Annotated in this window: 19 protein-coding genes; 15 read left to right on the forward strand and 4 right to left on the reverse strand. The window is 56.5% G+C overall.

The window, feature by feature from the left end; all coding sequences use genetic code 11:
- The first annotated feature begins 64 nt into the window (after positions 1-64).
- From DA718_RS09580 to DA718_RS09615, 8 genes are read left to right on the forward strand one after another with little or no spacing between them, the layout of a single operon-like run.
- Entirely contained in the window at positions 65-1,774 is a 1,710-nt protein-coding gene (locus DA718_RS09580) for an ABC transporter permease subunit (RefSeq protein ID WP_112213172.1), read from the forward strand.
- Positions 1,755-2,756, forward strand: coding sequence for an ABC transporter ATP-binding protein (locus tag DA718_RS09585; RefSeq protein ID WP_112213173.1), 1,002 nt, complete (start codon positions 1,755-1,757; stop codon positions 2,754-2,756). The genes DA718_RS09580 and DA718_RS09585 overlap by 20 nt, the downstream gene beginning before the upstream one ends.
- A complete protein-coding gene (gene pxpB / locus DA718_RS09590) occupies positions 2,753-3,469 on the forward strand; it encodes a 5-oxoprolinase subunit PxpB (protein WP_112213174.1) in 717 nt (238 codons plus the stop codon). The genes DA718_RS09585 and pxpB overlap by 4 nt, the downstream gene beginning before the upstream one ends.
- The gene (locus DA718_RS09595) at positions 3,469-4,428 is read left to right on the forward strand and encodes a 5-oxoprolinase subunit C family protein (protein WP_112213175.1); all 960 of its coding nucleotides are present in this window, start codon (positions 3,469-3,471) and stop codon (positions 4,426-4,428) included. The genes pxpB and DA718_RS09595 overlap by 1 nt, the downstream gene beginning before the upstream one ends.
- Complete coding sequence (locus DA718_RS09600; RefSeq protein WP_110275508.1) at positions 4,425-5,102, forward strand: GntR family transcriptional regulator; 678 nt, start codon at positions 4,425-4,427, stop codon at positions 5,100-5,102. The genes DA718_RS09595 and DA718_RS09600 overlap by 4 nt, the downstream gene beginning before the upstream one ends.
- 16 nt (positions 5,103-5,118) lie before the next feature.
- Positions 5,119-6,057 carry a dihydrodipicolinate synthase family protein gene (locus tag DA718_RS09605; RefSeq protein WP_110275507.1) on the forward strand — a complete coding sequence of 313 codons (939 nt, stop codon included), beginning with the start codon at positions 5,119-5,121 and terminating at the stop codon, positions 6,055-6,057.
- Positions 6,057-6,842 (forward strand): SDR family oxidoreductase, encoded by a 786-nt coding sequence (locus DA718_RS09610; protein ID WP_112213176.1) that lies wholly within the window; start codon positions 6,057-6,059, stop codon positions 6,840-6,842. Before DA718_RS09605 ends, DA718_RS09610 begins: the two co-directional genes overlap by 1 nt.
- Positions 6,843-6,856: 14 nt before the next feature.
- On the forward strand, positions 6,857-8,302 hold the full coding sequence (locus DA718_RS09615) for an N-acyl-D-amino-acid deacylase family protein (RefSeq protein WP_112213177.1): 1,446 nt from the start codon (positions 6,857-6,859) through the stop codon (positions 8,300-8,302).
- A 59-nt stretch (positions 8,303-8,361) separates the two neighbouring features.
- Here DA718_RS09615 and DA718_RS09620 read toward each other — a convergent pair whose 3' ends face one another.
- Positions 8,362-9,264 carry a proline iminopeptidase-family hydrolase gene (locus tag DA718_RS09620; RefSeq protein ID WP_112213178.1) on the reverse strand — a complete coding sequence of 301 codons (903 nt, stop codon included), beginning with the start codon at positions 9,262-9,264 and terminating at the stop codon, positions 8,362-8,364.
- A gap of 84 nt (positions 9,265-9,348) precedes the next feature.
- A complete protein-coding gene (locus DA718_RS09625; RefSeq protein WP_112213179.1) occupies positions 9,349-10,101 on the reverse strand; it encodes a helix-turn-helix transcriptional regulator in 753 nt (250 codons plus the stop codon).
- A 200-nt stretch (positions 10,102-10,301) separates the two neighbouring features.
- On the opposite strand from DA718_RS09625, the gene DA718_RS09630 reads away from it, so the two are divergent.
- The 7 genes from DA718_RS09630 to DA718_RS09660 all read left to right on the forward strand — a co-directional run bounded on the left by DA718_RS09630 (position 10,302) and on the right by DA718_RS09660 (position 17,998).
- The gene (locus DA718_RS09630; RefSeq protein WP_112213180.1) at positions 10,302-11,201 is read left to right on the forward strand and encodes a proline iminopeptidase-family hydrolase; all 900 of its coding nucleotides are present in this window, start codon (positions 10,302-10,304) and stop codon (positions 11,199-11,201) included.
- Complete coding sequence (locus DA718_RS09635) at positions 11,201-12,139, forward strand: ABC transporter permease (protein ID WP_112213181.1); 939 nt, start codon at positions 11,201-11,203, stop codon at positions 12,137-12,139. The genes DA718_RS09630 and DA718_RS09635 overlap by 1 nt, the downstream gene beginning before the upstream one ends.
- Entirely contained in the window at positions 12,136-12,981 is an 846-nt protein-coding gene (locus DA718_RS09640; RefSeq protein ID WP_110275500.1) for an ABC transporter permease, read from the forward strand. Before DA718_RS09635 ends, DA718_RS09640 begins: the two co-directional genes overlap by 4 nt.
- On the forward strand, positions 12,978-13,958 hold the full coding sequence (locus tag DA718_RS09645) for an ABC transporter ATP-binding protein (RefSeq protein ID WP_110275499.1): 981 nt from the start codon (positions 12,978-12,980) through the stop codon (positions 13,956-13,958). The genes DA718_RS09640 and DA718_RS09645 overlap by 4 nt, the downstream gene beginning before the upstream one ends.
- Complete coding sequence (locus DA718_RS09650; RefSeq protein WP_110275498.1) at positions 13,958-14,992, forward strand: ABC transporter ATP-binding protein; 1,035 nt, start codon at positions 13,958-13,960, stop codon at positions 14,990-14,992. The genes DA718_RS09645 and DA718_RS09650 overlap by 1 nt, the downstream gene beginning before the upstream one ends.
- Entirely contained in the window at positions 14,973-16,487 is a 1,515-nt protein-coding gene (locus DA718_RS09655; protein WP_110275497.1) for an ABC transporter substrate-binding protein, read from the forward strand. Before DA718_RS09650 ends, DA718_RS09655 begins: the two co-directional genes overlap by 20 nt.
- Positions 16,488-16,765: 278 nt before the next feature.
- Positions 16,766-17,998: a dicarboxylate/amino acid:cation symporter gene (locus DA718_RS09660; protein WP_267285568.1), complete on the forward strand. Its 1,233-nt coding sequence runs from the start codon at positions 16,766-16,768 to the stop codon at positions 17,996-17,998.
- Positions 17,999-18,302: 304 nt separating this feature from the next.
- Here the strand turns inward: DA718_RS09660 and DA718_RS09665 are convergent, their stop codons facing one another.
- A complete protein-coding gene (locus tag DA718_RS09665) occupies positions 18,303-18,920 on the reverse strand; it encodes a helix-turn-helix domain-containing protein (RefSeq protein ID WP_112213223.1) in 618 nt (205 codons plus the stop codon).
- 107 nt (positions 18,921-19,027) lie between these two features.
- Positions 19,028-19,168 carry a small membrane protein gene (locus DA718_RS30260; RefSeq protein ID WP_142462796.1) on the reverse strand — a complete coding sequence of 47 codons (141 nt, stop codon included), beginning with the start codon at positions 19,166-19,168 and terminating at the stop codon, positions 19,028-19,030.
- Positions 19,169-19,239: the final 71 nt, after the last annotated feature.

Consider the following 19,239-nt stretch of genomic DNA (forward strand, 5'->3'; position numbering starts at 1 on the left):
ATTCAGTGAGTCACTGGGCGGACGGGGTACCTCTGACGGTGCCTCGTCCAGAACGGAGTGTGTTATGGTGGCAACGATATTGACCGACAACCTTACCCCATCCCGGCGGATCCGATGGCCCGGGCTGGCCCTCGTGGCGACGCTACCGTTGCTGCTTTTTTTACTCCTGTTTTTTGTCTGGCCGATTGCCGGACTGCTTAAACAAGGTTTCCTGGCACAGGGGCACTTTAGTCTCGAAAACTATCTCCACCTGTGGGATACGCCCATTTATCGCATCGTGCTGGAAAATACCTTTGTTATCGCCATGGCGGTGACGATCGGCTGCATTGTGATGAGCTACCCGCTGGCTTGGCTGATGGCCTCGGTGCGTCCGGCGATGGCGAAGCTGCTGTTCTTTGCCGTTCTGCTTCCGTTCTGGTCCAGCGCTCTGGTGCGCACCTCGGCGTGGATAGCATTGTTGCAGCAAAACGGCCCGCTGAATAATCTGTTGATGACCCTGCAAATTACTTCACAGCCGGTGGCATTTCTCTATAACTTTACCGGCGTGCTGATTGGTATGGTTCATGTTTTGATGCCCTTCGTGGTGCTGCCGCTTTACGCCTCATTCCGTTCGCTGGACAGCTCATTGCTGCAGGCGGCGCAAAGTTTAGGCGCGGATTCGCTAAGCGTATTTACCCGCATCATCCTGCCGCTGACGCGTCCAGGCGTTGTCGCGGGTGCGGTCATCGTATTTATGAACGCCGTCGGTTACTACATCACGCCGTCGCTGATGGGCGGACCGGAACAGCGCATGGTTGCGGAGCTTATTTCGCATAATATTACCGACGAGCTGAACTGGGGGATCGCCGCCGCGCTGGCCTGCGTATTGCTGATCACCACGCTGGTCGCGCTATGGCTGTTTAATCGCCTGTTTGGTCTCGATAAGCTGATGGGGGGTTCCAGCGGTAAAGGGAGCCAGTCAGTTGTCGTGACGCAGCGCAGCGGCGGTGGGCGTATTAGCGCAGGCGCAGGCGTGCTGGTGGCGTTATTTCTTATCCTGCCGATTGTTGTCGTTATTCCAATGAGTTTCGGTACCGCCAGCTTCCCTACGTTTCCCCCTGCTGAATACGGCGTACGCTGGTACGTGAACTTTTTTACCGACCGTAAATGGATGCTGGCGCTGGGCGAGAGCGTGCGGATTGGGCTGATTGTCACTATTTTATCGATGGTGCTGGGGGCGACCGCCGCGATGGGGATCCATAAACTCCGTTCGCCGCGCAAAAGCTGGTTGGAAACGTTGTTTATCGTTCCCATGTCGGTGCCAGCCATTATTACTGCCGTCTCGCTTTATTATTTGTGCGGACCATTAGGACTGATCAACAACTCGGTGGCGCTGATCCTCGGCCATACCGTTCTGGCTACCCCTTATACCTTTATTACGCTACGTGCAGCGCTCAAAGGATTCGATCCCAGCCTTGAGCTGGCGGCCTATAGCCTCGGGGCCAAACCCTGGCAGATGTTTCGTCGCGTGATGTTGCCGCTTCTGCTCCCCGGCATGATTGGCGGGGCAGTGTTTGCCTTCGTAACCTCATTTGACGACGTTGTGATGTCGCTATTTCTCACCACTATCCGTAATCGAACCTTGCCGAAACTGATGTATGAAGGACTGGCGTTCGATTTTGACCCGACGGTGATTTCGGCTTCCTGCGTACTGATCGCGGCGACGGCGGGGATCCTGATTTTGCAGAGCCTGGTAAAACGTAATGGAGGCAAACATGCGTCAAATGCAGGGTAAAGATGTCACTCTTAACGCCATTCGCAAAACCTACGGTTCCACGGTCGCGCTGCCGCGTATCGATCTTCAGGTGGCGCGCGGCGAGTTCTGTACGCTACTGGGGGCTTCCGGCTCCGGGAAAACGACGCTGCTGAAAGTGATTGCCGGGTTTGAACGCCCTGATAGTGGCAGCGTTCAGATTGCTGGTAAGGATGTGACTCGCGAGCCAATTTCTGACCGCAACATCGGCATGGTGTTCCAGAACTATGCGCTTTTTCCGCATATGTCCGTATTTGAGAACGTCGCCTTTCCATTACGTATGCGCCGCCTGGCGAAGGTCGATATTGAACGGCGGGTTGGTGAGGCGCTGGCGCTGGTCAGTCTTGACACGTTTCGTAAACGCCTGCCCGGAGAACTCTCCGGTGGCCAGCAGCAGCGCGCCGCGTTGGCCAGGGCGCTGGTGTTCAATCCGGATATTTTGCTGATGGATGAACCGCTTGGCGCGCTGGATAAAAATTTGCGTCAGTCGATTCAGATTCAGATTAAGCAGTTGCATCAGGAACTGGGCCTGACGGTGGTCTTTGTCACTCACGATCAGGAAGAAGCGATGAATCTCTCCGATCGGATAATCATTATGGATAAAGGGGAGATTGTTGGCGATGGTTCTCCGCAGACCCTTTATCGCCAGCCTGATAGCCGCTTTGTCGCCGGTTTTCTCGGCGAGTGTAATTTCATTCCCGGCGAGCGTGACGGTACGCTGGGCATCCGGCCCGAGCATATGCTGGTTGGCCGCGCCAGCGAGAAGGCGGCCCGACGCTATCAGGGCAACATTGTGATGGCCACCTTTTGCGGTCTGCACTGGAAGCTATTGATTGAGTATCAGGGGCAGATGGTGGTGGCCTACGCGCCGGTCGATCTCCCGCCTGAGGATCGCCATTCTGGCCAGACCATCAGCTTTGGCTTTCAGCCGGAACTGGCGATGACCTTCAGGGAGTCCGCGTGAACGGTTTTCCACGTTTTATCGCGGTGGGCGAACTGGCCCTATTAGTTGAATTCGGCGACCGTATCGACAACCAGCTGAATGCCCGGGTACTGGCGCTGGCGGCAGCGTTGAACGGTACGACCGGCGTGAGCGAAATTATTCCCACCTATCGCTCCCTGACCGTGGTGTTTGACCCATTAACGGTGACCTGTATTGAGCTTTGTGAACGCGTGACGCTTCTGCTTAATCAGCTTCCTGCCACACATTCAGCGCGTCGCCGCTGGCGCGTGCCGGTGTGCTATGGCGGCGAGTATGGTGAAGATTTGCCTGCGCTGGCGCAGGGACATGGGCTCAGCCCGGAGCAGGTGATTGATATACACAGCAGCGCGCGCTATCGGGTTTATATGGTGGGCTTTATGCCGGGATTTGCCTATCTCGGTGGTCTGCCTGAAATGCTGCATACCCCGCGTCGTTCATCGCCGCGAGCGATGACGCCGGCGTCCAGTATCAATATCGGCGGCCAGCAGACGGCAATCAGCTCGGTAGCAGGCCCCAGCGGTTGGCACCTTATTGGCCGGACACCCTGGCGTTCATTTGATCCGCTGCGGCAAAGACCATTTTTGTTTCAGGCCGGGGATGAAGTTGGCTTTATGCCCATTACTCCGGCGGAATTCGCCCGTCTGAGCGACAAGTGCCGAGCAGCGGATTGGTACCCTGAGCCGGAGGTAGCGTGATGCGCTGGCTGGAAGTTATCTCTCCAGGATTATTGACCACCGTGCAGGATGAGGGGCGTCGTGGTTTTGCGCATTTGGGCGTACCGGCATCCGGGCCGATGGACATGATTGCGTTTCGATTAGCGAATGCCGTCGTTGGAAACGGACCGGAATGCGCGGCGCTGGAATTAACCGCGCTTGGTGGGCGATACCGGGTGATGGGTGGCGAATGCATCCTGTGCCTCGGCGGTGCAGTCGACGCACAGGCTGATGGTCGGGTGCTGGAGCCCTGGGTTGGTCATCGGCTGGCGGAGGGCAGCGAACTGGTCGTTGGGCGTATACAGCGCGGGCTGCGCGCCTATCTGGCTTTGGCTGGCGGTATCGATGTGGAGCCTATTTTGGGCAGCCGCGCTACGCTGACCCGGGCGTCGCTTGGTGGTCTGAATGGGCGAGCGGTGGCAAAAGGCGATCGCTTGCCTCTGGCGGAAAAAACCGTTGTCGGACGCCGCCGCTGTTTACACGCGTATCTGACATCGTTGTACAGCAGCGGCCCGCTATCGGTGGTCATGGGGCCGCAGCAGGAGGCTTTTACCGAAGCCTCGCTGCTCACGTTTTTGCATGGGCGCTATCGAGTTAGCGCCCATGCGGACCGGATGGGGTACCGGATGGTGGGCCCGGCGTTGGCGCATTTGTACGGGGCCGATATGGTTTCCGATGCGGTGGTGCCCGGGAGCATTCAGGTTCCTGGTAATGGTCAGCCGATTATTGCGCTGCACGATCGTCAGACCACGGGAGGGTATCCAAAAATTGCCACCTTAATCGGGGCGGATCTGCCGCGCGTTGGGCAACTGCGGCCGGGGCAGAGCGTGGCGTTTCGAGCGATTACCGTATCGGAAGGCGTTGCGCGCTGGCGGCGTTTGCAAGAGGGCATCGCCGCCTGTTTACAGCATATTCAATCAACGGAAGTGAGCTGGCTATGAGTGAAACACAGACCGATGTAGACAATATTTTCCTCAATCCAGGTAGCGAGGATCTGACAGAAACAACCTATCGACAGCTACTGGAAATGATCCAGCAGGGACGGATCCCCACCAATATGCCATTGCAGGAACGGGCGCTGGCGGCCGCGCTGGGGGTCTCGCGCACGCCGCTGCGTGAAGCCTTCAGCCGTCTGGTTGGCGGCGGCTTCGCGACGCGGGTCGGTCGTGGGCAGCTCATCGTGAAAGAGCCCACACTCCGTGAATATCTGGAGATTCTGCAACTGCGGATTCTGCTTGAGGGGGAGGCGGCGTTTGCCGCCGCGTCCCGCATGCCGACGGAGCAGGCGCAATCGGTGATTAGCGTGTTGGCTGCCCACCGTCAGGCGCGGGACTTTTCCGCTTCTGAGAATCATCGTATCGATAACCTGGTCCACCAGACGATTGCCGCCCACTGCGGCAACGCCATGCTTGAAAGCATGATTTTTGATTTACGTATTAAAGCGCGCACTTTTGACCAGAACGGCACCGTCGCCCGCTTCGAGCCCGGCTGCCAGGAGCATATCGCGCTAATGGAACGCATTCTCGCCGGTGATGCGCCGGGGGCCAGAGAGGCGATGGTCTTTCATCTGACCCAGGCGCGGGCCGGTATCGTCGCCCGATTTACGGCAATCTGAGTAGGGAATAAGGGTAATGAACAAACTGAACGAACAAGCCAATGGGGTTTACATTATTTCCGCGACGCCGTTTACCGACAGCGGCGAGCTGGATTTAGCCAGCGCGGATAGCCTGACCGATTTCTATCTCGAAAAAGGCGTCAGTGGGATCACTATTCTCGGCATGATGGGCGAGGCGCATAAGCTTACCGAAGAAGAAGCGTTGAGCTTTATGCAGCGGGTGCTGGCGCGGGTGAACGGGCAAGTGCCGGTGGTGGTTGGCGTCAGCCATGCTTCCCACCGTCATGTGGAGCGTCTGGCGAAAACGGCGATGGATAAAGGCGCTGCCGGGGTCATGCTGGCGCCGGGTCCGAATCTGGCAACCGACCCGCAGGTGGAAAACTATTTTCTTAGCGTTGCGCAGCTGCTGGGCAACGAGGTGCCCATTTGCCTGCAGGACTTCCCGCAATCGACCAAAGTTCATACCTCTGTTCCGGTGATGTTGCGGCTGATCGAAGCGCTGCCGCAAATCGTGATGCTTAAGCATGAGGATCTACCGGGAATGCGCAAACTTAGTCAGCTGCGCAGTCAGAGCGAGGCGCAGGGGCTGCGCCGCATCAGCGTGCTGGTGGGTAACGGCGGGCTCTTTTTGCCGCAGGAGCTGGCGCGCGGAGCCGACGGGGCGATGACCGGCTTTGCCTGGCCGGAAATGCTAGTGCAGGTGTGCCAGGCCTATGCCGAGGGTAATCCGGGACGCGGTGAGGATATTTTCGATTGCTACCTGCCGCTGCTGCGCCATGAGTTTCAGTACGGCATTGGGCTGGGGCTGCGCAAAGAGGCGCTACACCGGCGCGGGGCGATAAAAAGTGCAGCTGTCCGCCAGCCGGGGCCGACTCTTGACCGTACCGATCTCCAGGAACTGAGCGGGCTGATGGCTCGCCTGGAACGCAAACTTGCCGACAAGGGGCTGAACTGATGGATTTTATGATTAGCGGAAAAACGGCGCTGGTTTGCGGAGCGGGAAGCGGTTTAGGGCGCGCGATGGCCCAGGCGCTGGCCGCTGAAGGCGTAAAGGTTGCGGTAACCGGACGCAATGAAGAAAAGCTGGCGGAAACGGTGGCGCTGATTACTCAGGCCGGAGGGGAAGCCCGGGCCTGGCGGCTGGATCTGACAACTCCTCAGACCTTCGATACGGTCCTTGACGAGATCCGTCGACGCTTCGGTGCGATAACCATTCTGGTAAATAACTCGGGCGGTCCCGCGCCTTCCACCGCTTCTGGCGTTGACGCGGAGGTCTGGCAGCAGCAGTTTAGCGCCATGGTCAGCTCGCTCATTCAGTTAACCGATAAGGTGCTTCCCGATATGCGTGCGGAGGGCTGGGGGCGCATCATTACCAGCACCTCTTCCGGCGTAGTCGCGCCGATTGCCAGGTTAGGGGTATCAAATACCCTGCGCATGGCGCTGGTGGGATGGTCGAAAACGCTGGCTGCGGAGGTTGCCGCCAGCGGAATTACGGCGAACGTGTTGGTGCCGGGACGCATTGCCACCGAGCGCGTTGGTCAGCTTGACGCCGCGCGCGCCGGGCGTGAAGGGATCAGCGTTGAGACGGTGCGCAGCAGCAGCCAGCAGACCATCCCGGTCGGGCGCTACGGTCGCCCGGATGAATATGGCGCGGCGGCGGCGTTCCTCGCCAGCCAGCAGGCGTCGTTTATCACCGGCAGCGTGCTGCGGGTTGATGGCGGCATGATCCCCTCTCTTTAACGTGGAAAATGCCGATGAATGAGGCTATACGTAGTCCGACCCTGGTGATTCGTAACGTGCTGCTGTTTGATGGCGGCGGTGAGCCGCCGATACCCGCGGATGTGGCGATTACTGGCGAATTTATTACGACCATCGGCGCACCGGGTTCGCTGGCCGGGGGACATATCGTTGAGGCGCACGGCCTGGCGCTGGCGCCGGGGTTTATTGATGTTCATACCCATGACGACCGGGCGCTGTTAATGCCGGGGATGATGACCGCAAAATTGTCCCAGGGCGTGACGACGGTGATGACCGGCAACTGTGGTCTGAGCCTGGCGCCGGCGCGAATGGTGAACGTTCCCGCACCGCTGGATCTGATAGCGACTCCCGAATGGTTACGCTTTCCCCATTTTGCCGACTATCTGGCGGAGCTGGTCAGTAGCGGTATTGCCGTCAACGCCGCCTGCATGGTAGGGCATACTACGCTTCGCGCCAGCGTGATGGGGGATTCTCTGGATCGTCGCGCCAGCGAAGAGGAGTGTTGCCGGATGCGGGAACTGCTTGAAGCATCTCTTGCCGCCGGTGCGTTTGGTTTCTCGACCGGGACTTTTTATCCGCCGGCGCGGGCTGCCACTATCGATGAGATTGTCGCGGTGGCTGAACCCTTGGCGCGCTATGGGGCGTTCTACGCGACCCATATGCGTAACGAGGCTGAAGCGGTGCTGGACTCGCTTGATGAAACCTATGAGATTGGCCGTCGGTTGGGGGTAAGGGTACTGATCTCTCACCATAAATTAGCCGGGGTGAAAAACCATGGTCGTTCGCGGGAAACGCTGGCCAGTATTCAGGCCGCCCGCGCTCGCCAGCCGGTATCGCTGGATTGTTACCCCTATAACGCCTCATCCACGACCTTAAATCCGGACTTTATCGCCAGAGCGGCCAGGGTGCTGGTGAGCTGGTCGACGCCGTATCCCCAGCATGCCGGACGGCTGCTGGCTGAGATTGCGGTCGAATGGGGCATTAGCGATGAAGCGGCCGCGCAGCGGCTGATGCCCGCCGGAGCTATCTATTTCATGATGGATGAGGATGATGTCCAGCGTATTCTGGCTTTCCCGCCAACGATGATTGGTTCTGACGGCATGCCGCACGATGAGCATCCGCACCCGCGCTTATGGAGTACTTTCCCCCGCGTACTGGGTCATTACAGTCGCGAACTGGGGCTGTTCCCGCTGCACACGGCGATTAATAAGATGAGCGGCCTTCCCGCTGCTGAACTGGGTATTGACCGTCGCGGGCGGATTGCCGCCGGGTATTATGCCGATATGGTGCTTTTTAACCCACAGACGGTGCAGGACAGCGCCACTTTTGCGCAACCACGTACCAGGGCTGATGGTATTGAGAAGGTGTGGGTCAATGGCCAGCTGGCCTGGGATGACGGTGAAATCCGCCATCAGACGGCGGGGCGGGTTATTCGACGCTAAAAAAGTACCGTTCACGGTTCGGGCCAGCGTTGATAGCTGGCTTCGGTGAACGGCAGGAATTATGTTGAGGAGAGCACGCGGCTTAAAAAATCGCTCACCGTCTTCATGCATAGCTCGCGCTCTTCCACATGCGGCATATGGCTTGAGGATTCAAAAATGGTCCACTGCGCGCCAGGGATGTGGTCCATAAAGGGCTGTACCACTTCCGGTGTGGCTTCATCGTAGCGCCCGGAAATCAGCAGCACCGGAATCTGAATTCGCGCGAGGCGGTCGATAATTGTCCACTCTTTCATACTGCCGATGACGTGGAATTCGGTGGGGCCATTCATCGCGTGATACACCGTTGGGTCGGCATCCATCGCATCAAAGGTGCGCCGTACTTCCGGCGGCCAGGGATCAAGCCGACAGACGTGGCGTTGATAAAATACTGCACTTGCTGCCTTATATTCTGCACTGTCCAGGGTACCCGCAGCCTCATGTTCGAGCAGCGTCTGCTGGACGTCGGCAGGGAGCTGCGCCCGGAGTTCTGCTGCGCCCTGTAGCCACAGCGCCATTGAGGCCGGAGAGTTGGCGATAATCAGCGCTTTCAAGCCCGTTGGTTGCGTCACGGCGTGTTCCGCGCCTAGCATGCCGCCCCACGATTGACCGAGCAGGGCGTAATTATCGGCAATATCGAGATATCGCAGCAGGTTATCCAGTTCGTCGAGGAACAGCGCTGGTTGCCAGAAATCGGCAGGATGCTGCGGCAGATGAGTTGAACGGCCGTTGCCAAGCTGATCATAGTGGATCACCGCTCGCCCGCCGAGGGCGATATCACGGAACGCATCGACATAATCGTGCGTACATCCCGGCCCGCCGTGGGCAATGACCAGCGGCGTCAGTCCACTATGGGTATCGCCGCAAATACGAAACCAGGTTTGGTATTCCCGAAACGGGGCGTAGCCTTCGCTAATGGTGTACATGAATGATCTTTACCCTGATAAGTGGACCGGCTTTCAGGGTAAAGGGTCGCAACCAACGCTGAACACTAGCAAAAATGCTAGTTCTTAGCTGTCGAGCAGACGGTAATGCAGGGCGCGAACCACCGCCTGTACGCGATTGCTGGCGCCGAGTTTTCTGGCTGCGGTATTCAGGTGCAACGTCACCGTTGCTACCGAGCGATGCAGTTTGCGGGCGATCTCTTTGGCGGTGAGCCCTTCAGCAGACCACGCCAGACATTCGCGCTCACGATTGCTTAGCTTCACGTGGCGACAGGTCAGCACGGTGCTGTCGAATAGCGGAAAGGCCGACTCCTGGAACTGGTGGGCTATCAGCATCAGCTGCGCCAGGGTCGCGCCGATTTCCCGTTCCTGACGCTGGCCGGTATGGATGCCGGTGAGGGTCACGAATCCGCCGTTGGGGAGATGCAGGGGAACCGTTGCTCCGCAGGGCATATTGTGTTCACGCATATAGTCGGTGACGGCGATAGCATGATCGTCCAGCCTGCCGCGCAGCATGCTACTGTCTGGTCGTTGATAGGACCAGACAAAGGGCGCGCAGCTCTCCAGCGCACAGTGCTGTACTGGATCAACCTGGTAATATCCTCGCTCGCACCATAGCTGGCGCATATCCTCCGGCACATTGCACGTTTTCAGCAGCGATGGCGTAATCAGCTCTCCCTCCAGCGAACGCGGGACCGGCGTGTAGTCGTAAATGACCGCGTCAAATCCCAGCGTCCGGGTGTGTTGGAAAAGCCCTATGAATGCGTCATCCAGGCTGGCTGCCTGGGTGCTGCCGGGGCGTTCAAACTCCAGTCGCATATAACCCCCTTTACGTTAAACGAGACCTGCGACGGGCACGATTTGTGCAAATCCGTCAATAGCTCGCTCTGAGGTATGCAATTCCGATGCCGTCCCGGCGCAGCGCAAAACTAGTATTTTTGCTAACTGTTCAGCTTCTGACGTTGCCGTTAGCGTTAAGGCAACGCCACACCAGCAGCATCGACGACGAGGAACACACCATGTGGAGCGAAATAGCGCCCGATCAGTGCCATAACATTGCCGTGGATGGTTATAACGTCGTGGCTTATCAATTTGGCGATGGCGATGAGACCGTTCTCTGCCTCAACGGCGGACCAGGGCTGCCCTGCGACTATTTGCGAGAGGCTCACTCCTGCCTGAAGCAGCACGGCTACCGGGTGATTGCCTTTGATCAACTGGGAACCGGGAAATCCGACCGACCGGATGACGCCAGCCTGTGGACCATGGCGCGCTACGTACGTGAAGTGGAAACCGTCCGCCAGGCGCTGGGGCTCGGTAAAGTGCACCTGCTTGGTCATTCGTGGGGCGGATGGCTGGCGATTGAAGTGGCATTGCACCATCCTGGCGCAATTCGTTCGCTGATTCTCGAAAATACCGTCGCCGATATGCCGCATCTGGTGCAGGAACTGAATCGCCTGCGCGGTGCGCTGGGACCCGAAACCGTCGCCATGATGCAGCGCTATGAGGCGCTGGGCTGGCTGGAGCACCCGGCCTATCAGGCGGCGATTACGCTGCTTAATTATCGCCACGTTTGCCGCCTTGATGTGTGGCCCGAACCGGTTAAGCGATCGCTTGAGGACTGGAATATGGGGCCATATATCACGATGCAGGGGCCGAACGAATTCCTCTATACCGGTAATTTAAAAGCGTGGAACCGCAGTGCTGAACTGGGTTCGATCCGCTTCCCGTGCCTGATAACCAGCGGGCTGCATGATGAACTTACCCCCGCCTGCGCCCTGAAGATGAAGCAGGGACTGGCGAACGCCGAAATAGCCATTTTTGCCAACAGCAGCCATATGCCGTTTTACGAAGAGCCGCAGGCTTACTACCCGATACTGCTCGATTTTCTGGCGCGCCAGCGCGATGCGGGAGGCTGTTGATGCATCGTTACCGCTTCCTGCTTTTTCGTCCGCTGCAGCTGCTGCCGGTTCTGCTCGGCATCAGCTTGATCACATTCATGATGGTGCGGGCGATCCCCGGCGATCCGGCGCGCATTCTGCTGGGGGTTCGCAGTACTCCGGCTGCGCTGGCTCGCATTCGCGCGCAGTTTGGTCTTGATGAGCCGCTATGGGTGCAGTACGGCTTTTTTCTGCGCAACCTGCTGCAAGGGGAGCTGGGAAACTCGATTGTGTATCGAGTGGATACCCTGAAGCTGATTGGTTCGCGTCTTGAACCGACGCTGTGGTTGGTACTGGGTAGCGTTCTGCTGGCTATTGCCTTGACTGTGCCGCTGGCGGCGATTGCCGCACGCCAGCGCGGACGTCTTGCCGATCGGCTGATTCGCCTTTTTACCACCGCCGGGCTGGGATTTCCGGCGTTCTGGCTCGGCATCATGCTGATTTTGCTGTTCAGCATCGTGCTTGGCTGGTTCCCGGTTTCCGGCTACGGCAGCGATTTTTTAGATCAGCTACACCATATGGTTCTGCCGTGCCTGACCGTGGCGCTGGCGCTTTCAGCGGTATTGATTCGTAACCTGCGTGCCAGCCTGCTGATGGAGATGAATAGCGACTACGTCGTGGCGGCGCGGGCGCGCGGGCAGCGGGAAAGACGCATCTTCTGGCGGCATGTACTGCCCAATTCGCTGGTGCCGACCATCAATCTGCTGGCGGTAAATATTGGCTGGTTAATCGGCAGTACGGTGGTTATCGAAAGCGTATTTGCCATCCCTGGTCTTGGGCAACTTCTGGTAAAGGCGATTTTTAGCCGTGATTACATGGTGGTTCAGGGCGTGGTCATGGTCTTTGCCCTTGCCACCGTGGCGGTCAGCCTGCTTGCGGATATTCTGACCGTGGCTCTCGACCCGAGGATAAAACTATGAAGGCGACAGCGACGTTTTCCCGTCTGCGTCAGCGGGTTATTCCGCGTCAGCAGGCGCTATATGCCGGGCTGGCAATTGTCGGACTGTGGCTGTTGGTGGCCTGCCTGGCGCCGTGGATAGCGCCGTTCGATCCGATTGCTCAGGACGTGTCCTCCAGCCTGCTGTCTCCGGGCGGCGCGCACCCGTTCGGTACCGACAACTTTGGTCGCGATGTCTTTTCCCGAGTGCTATGGGGCGCGCGGGTTGATCTGCAAATTTGCCTGCTGGGAGTACTGTTCCCCTTTATGCTCGGCACCACGCTGGGTGCGCTCTCCGGCTATCTCGGCGGTGTCGTGGATGCGCTGGTGATGCGGGTGATCGATATCGTGCTGGCCTTTCCGTTTCTGGTATTGATGTTGGCAATTATTGCCATCCTTGGGCCGGGGCTGAGCAGCTTTTATATTGCCATGGCAATGGTGGGCTGGGTCTCCTATGCCCGGCTGGTGCGCGCTCAGGTACTGACGCTGAAACAGCGCGATTTTATTCTGGCGGCCCGTAGCCTGGGCTATGGGCACCTGCGCATTTTGTTTCGCCATCTGTTGCCGAATGCGCTGACCGGCGCGATCGTTTTTTCGATGTCCGACTGCGTTCTGGTGCTGCTAAACGGAGCCTCGGTGAGCTATCTCGGGCTCGGCGTGCAGCCGCCAACCGCTGAATGGGGCGTGATGGTTGCCGAAGGGCAGAGCTTTATCACCACCGCGTGGTGGATAACGACTTTTCCGGGGATCGCCATCGTGCTGTTGGCGATGGGGTTCAGCCTGCTGGCCGATGGGCTAGGGGATAAGTTAGGGGAGCGCGTATGAGTTTGCTTAAGGTGAATCACCTGACGGTCACGCGTGGTGAAGATATCGCGCTGGTGGATAACGTCTCGTTAAGTCTCGAAGCCGGTGAGATGCTTGGGCTGGTCGGCGAGAGCGGGTCGGGAAAAACCGTAACCTGCCGGGCGCTGATGCGCCTGCTGCCGGGGGCCGGACTGCGGATTACTGGCGGCGAGGTTCTGCTGGGAGGGCGCGATATCTTGTCCCTGAGCGAAGGACAAATGTCGGCGGTGCGCGGGCGGGAAATCGGCATGATTTTCCAGAACCCCACCAGCCACTTAAATCCGGTGATGACCATCGGGGAACACATTGCGGAAAGCCGCCGCCTCCATTTTGGCGCTAACCGTCGTCAGGCACGAGAGGATGCGCTGGCGCTGCTGCGCCAGGTGGGGATCCCGGACCCACAGAATCGGCTTAATAACTATCCGCATGAATTTTCCGGCGGCATGCGCCAGCGGGCGATGATTGCCGTTGCCCTCGCCCCGGAGCCTGCGCTGCTGATTGCCGACGAACCGACAACCGCGCTGGATGTGACCGTACAGATGCAGATTTTGCGCCTGCTGAGCGACCTGCGTGCTGAGCTGGGGCTAGCGGTCATTATGATCACTCACGATCTCGGTGTGGTGGCGCAAACCTGCGATCGAATTGCGGTGATGTACGGCGGCCGACTGTGTGAGGTGGGCGACAAGCGAGAAGTACTGGCCGGGCCGCTGCACCCATACACTCGCGGACTCATTGATTGCCAGCCGGTCAGTGAAGGCGGGCTGGGGAGGTTGACGACCATCGACGGCCAGCCGCCGGTTGCCGACCACTTTCCATCGGGCTGCCGTTTTCATCCGCGCTGTCGACGCGCCGATGCGTCCTGCCTGCACCAGCCGTTGTTGCGCGACGGGCAGGCTAGTCATAGCCATGCGGTAGCCTGCCATCATATATTGCCGACGCTTACCCGGCGGGAGGGATAATGGCTTACCCTAACTGGCCGCTGCTTGAGGCCGATAATCTTTCCGTCACCTTTCCGGTTTCCGGCGGGCTTTGGCAAGCGAAAAAAGTGGTGCATGCGGTTAACCAGGTCACGGTGCAAATTTATCCCGGCGAGACGCTGGGCCTGGTCGGCGAGTCCGGTAGCGGTAAAAGCACCCTTGGACGGGCGCTGCTGCAGCTCGAACGGGTTGCTGGCGGAGAGGTCCGGTTCGATGGTCAGCGTATTACTCATGGCTTAACCAGCGATATCGCCCGTCTACGCCAGCAAAGCGCGATGATTTTCCAGGATCCTTTTGGGTCATTAAACCCGCGCCAGACCGTGGGAGAAAGTATTGCGGAGGTACTGCGCGTTCATCAGAAGGTGCCGCGCGCGCAAGTTGCTCAGCGGGTAGCGGAACTGCTCACCCAGGTTGGCCTGCGTGCGCAGCAGGCCAGCGCGAAACCTTCTCAGCTTAGCGGTGGTCAGTGCCAGCGTGCCGGTATTGCCAGAGCGCTGGCTATTGAACCGCGGCTGATTGTGGCGGATGAGTGCGTTGCGGCGCTGGACGTCTCTATTCAGGGGCAGATCGTGAATTTATTGATGGATCTGCGGGAGAAAATGGGTCTGGCGATTCTGTTTATTGCCCACGATCTGGCGATTGTGCGTCGGCTCTGCGATCGCGTCGCGGTGATGTATCTCGGGCGAATTGTAGAGGAGGGGCCTGCGGAAGTGGTCTTTACCCGCCCCCTGCATCCTTATACCGCCGCACTGGTATCTGCGATCCCGGAAATTGACCCGGATAAACCGCTGCCAAAGAATTTGCTGGGGGGCGAGCCGCCCAGCCCCGTCGCTGTTCCACAAGGCTGTGCATTCCATCCGCGCTGCCCTTATGCGCAGGTGCAGTGCCGCACCGGCGAACCACCACCAACCCGGCAGATTGCCGACCGCGCTTATGCCTGCGTATTGAACCATGCGGGCGATGAGACCGTTTATCCTTTGACAGGGGGATCTTTTGATGAAGCACAGGCAAGTTAAATTACTGGCGGCGAGCGTTTTTCTGGCGCTCAGCGTGGTGAGCGAAATAGCGCAGGCGGCAGGGGTATTAACCATTGGCCGTCGCGAGGACAGCACCACTTTTGACCCGATAAAATCGGCGCAAAATGCTGACAACTGGGTTTTTTCCAACGTCTTCGATCCGCTGGTACGGGTGGATAAAACCGGGACTAAGCTGGAGCCTGGCGTGGCAGAAAGCTGGACGATTTCCCCGGATGGTAAGGTCTATACCTTTAAAATTCGTGATACCAAATTCTCTGATGGTACAGCGCTGACCGCCAGCGATGCGGCGTTTAGCCTGTTGCGTATCCGCGATGATGAAGGTTCGCTATGGCGTGATTCCTATAGCATTATCGCCAAAGCGGAGGCCACGGACCCGCGCACCCTGGTGGTCACGCTGAAATCGCCCTCCGCGCCATTCTTATCGCAGCTGGCGCTGCCGAACGCCTCGGTGGTTTCACAGCAGGCGATGAAGGCGGAAGGTGAAGAGGCGTTTGCCGAAAAACCGATAGGTTCCGGCGCGTTCAGTGTTAAAGAGTGGCTGCGCGGCGAAAAAATCGTGCTGGTTAAGAACCCGAACTTCTGGCAGGCGAAAAACGTCAGCCTGGACGGCGTGGAGTGGTTAACCATTCCGGATGATAATACCCGAATGCTGAAAGTGCAGGCTGGTGAGCTTGACGCCGCGCTGACCGTGCCTTTCTCGCGTATTGCCTCGTTACAAAAAGACGCCAATCTGAAGGTTGAGCTGGATCCTTCCACTCGTGAAGACCATCTGCTGATCAACCATTCTCACGGCGCGCTGGGTAAGGTGGAGGTGCGTCAGGCGCTGGACTTTGCGATTGATAAAGACGCTATCGTGAAGACCGTGACCTTTGGCTATGGTCAGGTGGCGAACTCCTACATTCCTGCCGGGGCGCTTTACCATTACGCGGACAATCTTCGCAGGCCATACGATCCGCAAAAGGCCAAAGAGATGCTGAAGGCGGCGGGGGCCGCCGACCTGAAGCTGAACTACGTGGTTAACGCCGGGGATGAAGTGGACGAGCAAATCGCGATTTTGCTCCAGCAGCAGCTGGCAAAAGCCGGGGTGACGGTGAATTTACAAAAAGTCGACCCGAGCCAGAGTTGGGATATGCTGGTCGCCGGGGATTATGATATTTCGGTAATGTACTGGACGAACGATATTCTTGACCCTGACCAGAAAACCACCTTTGTGCTTGGTCATGATGCCAATATGAACTATATGACCCGCTATCATAATGAGCAGGTTAAAGCTCTGGTGGCCGCTGCGCGCGTAGAAATGGACAGTAAAAAGCGCGAGCAGATGTATATTGACCTGCAAAAAATGGCCAAAGCCGACGTGAACTGGGTTGATCTGTATTACAGCCCGTACCGCAACGTCAGCCGCAAGAATATCGACGGTTTTTACCAGAATCCGCTGGGGCGCTTCTTCCTGGAGGATACCGTCAAAAACTAATGCCTCTTTGCGCCGGCTGGCCTCGACCACCGGCGCTTTTTTTGATCTTTTCGGACAACCCGCCGCGGCTTGATGCACGTCAACGAGCATATCAACTTTTACTATAAAAACTAAAAAAAGAGTTGTAACCCCGTCTGCTTTTATTCAATTTATGTGGTGAATGTTTGGTGCGTTTCAATAAAAAAAATACATACGCATTGAAAACAACACGTTAAATAAATCAGGGGTTAATTTTTGTGGCAAGTGCAAACAAACTCACGCTGTTCATCGTCATTTTCATGCTCTTGGGGATCCTCTCCGGCGCGGCCATCCATGCATATGCCGCGCAAACGACCATTACCGCATGGTCTGAAAACATTACGCTGCTAACCGATGTGTTTCTGCGCCTCATTAAGATGGTGATTGCGCCATTGGTCTTCAGTACCTTGACGGTCGGTATCATGCGCCTTGGCGAGACGGCCACAATCGGGCGGGTCGGTGGCAAAGCGATGGTGTGGTTTATCACCTCGTCAATTCTCTCCATTCTGGTCGGGCTGGTGATCGTGACTCTCGAACATCCCGGTGCCGGTTTGAACCTCGCTATTCCTAAAGAGTCCGTGGATACCGGGCTGGCGGTAAGCGGAATGAGCTTAAAAGGCTTTCTGACGCATACTATTCCGACCAGCATTACCGAGGCGATGGCCAACAACGAGATTCTGCAAATAGTGGTGTTCTCAATGTTCTTTGGCATTGCCGGGGCATCTCTGGGCGAAAAGTTTAATGCCCCGCTGGTGGCTGCGCTCAACGTGGTTTCCCACATTATGCTGAAGGTGACCGGGTACGTCATGTATGTGGCACCGCTGGCGATTTTCGCGGCGATTTCATCGGTTATCGCCTCTCAGGGGCTGGGGATCCTGCTTAATTATGCTTCGTTTATCGGCGGTTACTATGTGGCGATTCTGCTGACCAGCGTCGTGCTGTTGGCGGTAGGCTATATGGTGTTGAAAAAAGAGGTTTTTCGCCTGCTCAATATGCTGAAAGACCCGGTACTGGTGGCGTTTACCACCAGCAGCTCGGAAGCCGCTTATCCGAAGACCCTGGAGCGGCTGGTGAAATTTGGCTGCTCGCGTAACATCGCTTCGTTTGTGCTGCCCATTGGTTACTCTTTTAACCTGGTTGGCTCGATGGTGTACTGCTCTTTTGCCGCCATGTTTATCGCTCAGGCCTACAATATTCAGCTGAGCTTTAGTGAGATTACCGTGATGATGCTGACGCTGATGCTGGCGTCGAAAGGGATTGCCGGGGTGCCGCGTTCGGCGCTGGTGGTGCTGGCCGCCACGATCCCCAGCTTCAATGTTCCTGTTGCGGGCATCTTGCTGCTAATGGGCATTGACCACTTCCTGGATATGGGGCGTTCGGCGATAAACGTACTGGGTAACGGTATCGCGACGGCAATGCTGTCAAAAAATGAAGGTCTATTGCAGGAAGAAGTACTGGAAGCTGAAGCTGAACCTCAGCAGGTCGAAGCCTGATCGTCACGCGCCCTCGTTTATGGGGCGCGTTTACTCATCACGGCGAAAAAGAGGCCCCTAACAGGCACGCAAGGGGCAATGTGACGAAGTAACTCATTCCTCGATAAAGACGTTTTTCTTATTGTATAAAAATACGCTACGGTATCTTCATACCAAGGAATCAAGTAATGTTACCTGCTGCTTGTCGCACCTGAGTAGATGTTTTTCATCTTGTTGATATTTTTCGGAATCCCTTCCTATACAAGCCGTCAAATTCCTAATTTTACCGTGCATAGTGTTATCAATGATCAGCATAAGCGAGGGTTTACCAGCGCTCTTTTAACAAATTCATAAACTGGAAAAAATCATAATTATTATTAAGGCTGAATTTTTCCATAATTTTACTTTTGTGCCATGTGGTGGTTTTGATACTCACCTTGTTGAGAGCAGATATCTTGCTAATGTCAAAGCCATGAATAATACCGGTGGCGACGGCGACCTGCGATCGGGAAAGCATTTTATGCGGGCAGTTGGTGCAGGTTAGCGTTGAATCTGTAACCTGCGCCAGCGTCAGGTGTTCACACCTTTTTAGTTCCTGGGCAATAATTTCAAACATTTTATCAATGTTGACCGATTTTATTGAGACAAAGATAACGTCTTTCAGACAGTTAACGATCAACTCTTTTTCCGGGAGCTTGTCATAACTATGTAATATGATCACTGAGCTGTTTTTCTTGCGATTCTTTATGCTGGTATTGCACAGATAGATCTCTCCAGGGAGAACTTCAGCGATAATGATATCCTTATCTAAAAAATCATTATGCTTATAAGAAAAATTAACATCCAGATTAGCATTGCTGCGGATAAGTTCATTGACCATTGAAACCAAAGATTCTCTGAGGAACGTATTTTTAGTATTGATTGCGATGTTTATTCTTTTCATGGCGTTATTTTCCTGATAAATCAACATAACGCCATGTTGTGATCAATCCTCCGGGCGTATGCGGTGATTGTTGCTGTGCAGATTTTTTATTATTGCTGTGGCTTTAATTATCTTCTGCGCGAAGAGTTTTTCGTTGAAAACGGAAACTTCTGTTTTCTCCTGTCTCTAATATAAGAAACAAGACTATAGACGGAAACGCAAAGGCAAAATATGCACAGCAATAAGGCTAACCATGTTTGCATGGCCATGATTGATATCCTTTAACTTAATTTTAGGTGTTAAAACAGTACATCGTACGCACGAGAATATTTTTATACTC

Origin of the sequence: Klebsiella huaxiensis (genome assembly GCF_003261575.2) — a bacterium.
Taxonomy (GTDB): Bacteria; Pseudomonadota; Gammaproteobacteria; order Enterobacterales; family Enterobacteriaceae; genus Klebsiella; species Klebsiella huaxiensis.

What these genes read in the sequence shown, in the direction of transcription:
- DA718_RS09580 (WP_112213172.1), top strand. Translation starts at nt 65, where the DNA reads ATGGTGGCAACGATATTGACCGACAACCTTACCCCATCCCGGCGGATC.
- DA718_RS09585 (WP_112213173.1), top strand. Translation starts at nt 1,755, where the DNA reads ATGCGTCAAATGCAGGGTAAAGATGTCACTCTTAACGCCATTCGCAAA.
- DA718_RS09595 (WP_112213175.1), top strand. Translation starts at nt 3,469, where the DNA reads ATGCGCTGGCTGGAAGTTATCTCTCCAGGATTATTGACCACCGTGCAG.
- DA718_RS09600 (WP_110275508.1), top strand. Translation starts at nt 4,425, where the DNA reads ATGAGTGAAACACAGACCGATGTAGACAATATTTTCCTCAATCCAGGT.
- DA718_RS09605 (WP_110275507.1), top strand. Translation starts at nt 5,119, where the DNA reads ATGAACAAACTGAACGAACAAGCCAATGGGGTTTACATTATTTCCGCG.
- DA718_RS09610 (WP_112213176.1), top strand. Translation starts at nt 6,057, where the DNA reads ATGGATTTTATGATTAGCGGAAAAACGGCGCTGGTTTGCGGAGCGGGA.
- DA718_RS09615 (WP_112213177.1), top strand. Translation starts at nt 6,857, where the DNA reads ATGAATGAGGCTATACGTAGTCCGACCCTGGTGATTCGTAACGTGCTG.
- DA718_RS09620 (WP_112213178.1), bottom strand. Translation starts at nt 9,264, where the DNA reads ATGTACACCATTAGCGAAGGCTACGCCCCGTTTCGGGAATACCAAACC.
- DA718_RS09625 (WP_112213179.1), bottom strand. Translation starts at nt 10,101, where the DNA reads ATGCGACTGGAGTTTGAACGCCCCGGCAGCACCCAGGCAGCCAGCCTG.
- DA718_RS09630 (WP_112213180.1), top strand. Translation starts at nt 10,302, where the DNA reads ATGTGGAGCGAAATAGCGCCCGATCAGTGCCATAACATTGCCGTGGAT.
- DA718_RS09635 (WP_112213181.1), top strand. Translation starts at nt 11,201, where the DNA reads ATGCATCGTTACCGCTTCCTGCTTTTTCGTCCGCTGCAGCTGCTGCCG.
- DA718_RS09640 (WP_110275500.1), top strand. Translation starts at nt 12,136, where the DNA reads ATGAAGGCGACAGCGACGTTTTCCCGTCTGCGTCAGCGGGTTATTCCG.
- DA718_RS09645 (WP_110275499.1), top strand. Translation starts at nt 12,978, where the DNA reads ATGAGTTTGCTTAAGGTGAATCACCTGACGGTCACGCGTGGTGAAGAT.
- DA718_RS09650 (WP_110275498.1), top strand. Translation starts at nt 13,958, where the DNA reads ATGGCTTACCCTAACTGGCCGCTGCTTGAGGCCGATAATCTTTCCGTC.
- DA718_RS09655 (WP_110275497.1), top strand. Translation starts at nt 14,973, where the DNA reads ATGAAGCACAGGCAAGTTAAATTACTGGCGGCGAGCGTTTTTCTGGCG.
- DA718_RS09660 (WP_267285568.1), top strand. Translation starts at nt 16,766, where the DNA reads ATGCTCTTGGGGATCCTCTCCGGCGCGGCCATCCATGCATATGCCGCG.
- DA718_RS09665 (WP_112213223.1), bottom strand. Translation starts at nt 18,920, where the DNA reads ATGAAAAGAATAAACATCGCAATCAATACTAAAAATACGTTCCTCAGA.
- DA718_RS30260 (WP_142462796.1), bottom strand. Translation starts at nt 19,168, where the DNA reads ATGGCCATGCAAACATGGTTAGCCTTATTGCTGTGCATATTTTGCCTT.